Below are 1753 nucleotides of genomic sequence, written 5' to 3'. Positions count from 1 at the left end.
TCCGGCGGGGCGTCGCTCCAGCTCGGCGGATAGGTGGTCCGGCTCAGCACATGGCCGTCCGAGACGAGGTGCGGTGTGTCGCCGTCGTCGGTGAGGACGGGACGGCCCGGACGGCTCGGGTCGGTCGCCACGACGACCTCGGTGCGGCTGTCGTCCGGGTTCCAGCGCACCACACGCTCCTCGGGCAGGGTCACCGGCGGCCCGTCGTCGCTCATGCCGAGGCTCCATGACTGGACGTGGGTGCCCTTGCGCAGCCCGGGGGAACCGGCCGAGGCGGCAGCGTCCGCCAGCGCGGCCATCTGCTTCAGGGACACGGGGGTGGAACGGGCCTGGACGGTCAGCGGGCGGGGTGCGGCGACGGCGGGCGGACCTCCCGGACCGCCGAGCACGGCGACTAGGACGACGGCCGGCACGACAGTCGCGGCGACGAGAGTGCACAGCAGCCGGGCACGCGGCGCCCGGAACCGGCGACGGTCCTGGCCGAGCAGTGCGGCCAGCCGGCGCTCGGCTCGGTGGTCCAGCGGGCCGTCGCCGAAGTGCGGAGCTTGGGGCGGCACCGGGTTGACTGCGCGGAGGAGGTCGAGTTCGTCAGGCATGGCGGGGGTCCTTGCACAGCGGGACGGCGTCGGACGTCGTGGAGACGGAACGCGACGATCCTGCTCCGTGCCGCTTCTCCCCAGCGGGCTTGCCGTCGTCCGTGCCGGCTCCACCGGCCGTGTCCGCGTCCTCGGAGAGTTCGGGCGTCGGGGAGGCGGCGGTTCCCGGCATCCGGTGGGACGTTTCGAGGGCTGTGCCGTTCCTGGTTGCCGACATGCCCTTTGGTGTCGTGGCGCCCGCGTCCTGACCGGGCGGTGCGCCCGCCGTCGATGGTGTGAGTCGCATGCGGTCTATCTCGGCGCGTAGCCGACGGCGGGCGCGGTGCAGGCGCATCGCCGCCGCCCGACTGCCGCAGCCCAGGACGACCGCGATCTGCCGGGCGTCCAGCTCCTCCCAGGCCGCGAGGCGCAGGATCTCCTGGTCCGGCGCGGAGAGACGGTCCAGGACCTCGCGCACCCAGGCGCCGGGCGTCTCGGAGTCGGGGCTGGCCACGATGTGCCGGCTGTGCGCGGCCTCGTCGTTGCCCAGCCGGCCCACCAGGCGGCGCCTGCGCCCGTAGCTGCGTACCGCGTTCGACAGGCAGTTACGGGCCACCCCGTACAACCAGGGCAGTGGCGCGTCCGGCAGGTCATGCCGACGGCGCCAGGCGACCGTGAACACCTCCGCCACCACTTCCTCCACCTCGTCGGGCCGTTCGGGCAGACGCCGCGCGACGTAGCGGCTCACGGCCCAGTAGTGCTCGCGATAGGCAGCGGCGAAGATCTCGTCGTTGCTCATGTTCGGTTCGTGTCCGGCACTGCCGGGATCGTCACACCCTTCTTCCGTGAGTTTCCTCGCGTCGTTCGAGTGTGACGGGCGCGCCGAGCGCGGACACAGGCGGGACGTGACGAGAATCGAAGACATCAGGGGCGCCAGGGGAACCGGGGACGTCGAGGGAACTGGAGGCGCCGCAGAAGCCGAGGCCGCCAGGGGCATCGGGGCGGTGCGCTGGCCGACGACCACTGATCACAAGACGATCGGCACGATGTACCTGGTCACGTCGTTCGCGTTCTTCCTGATCGGTGGCGTGATGGCGCTCTTCATGCGCGCCGAGCTGGCCCGTCCGGGCCTACAGATCATGTCGAACGAGCAGTTCAACCAAGCGTTCACGATGCAC

1 protein-coding gene and 2 pseudogenes are annotated in these 1753 nt (G+C 71.8%); 1 reads left to right on the top strand and 2 read right to left on the bottom strand.

From position 1 onward, the window contains the following. A pseudogene (locus tag IF54_RS0138685) lies at nt 1-596 on the bottom strand (hypothetical protein); the annotation flags it as partial. Between the two features lie 280 nt (nt 597-876). Then, nucleotides 877-1374: pseudogene (locus tag IF54_RS43810) on the bottom strand (RNA polymerase sigma factor); the annotation flags it as partial. Between the two features lie 115 nt (nt 1375-1489). On the opposite strand from IF54_RS43810, the gene IF54_RS43805 reads away from it, so the two are divergent. After that, nucleotides 1490-1753 (top strand): cbb3-type cytochrome c oxidase subunit I (locus tag IF54_RS43805; protein WP_420791005.1); only part of this gene is annotated, 264 nt, incomplete at its 3' end.

The sequence above is a fragment of the Streptomyces sp. NRRL B-3229 genome (genome assembly GCF_000719505.1).
GTDB lineage: Bacteria > Actinomycetota > Actinomycetes > Streptomycetales > Streptomycetaceae > Streptomyces > Streptomyces griseorubiginosus.
The sequence above is the reverse complement of the archived record's forward strand: the minus strand, read 5'-3'. Positions and strand labels throughout refer to the sequence as shown.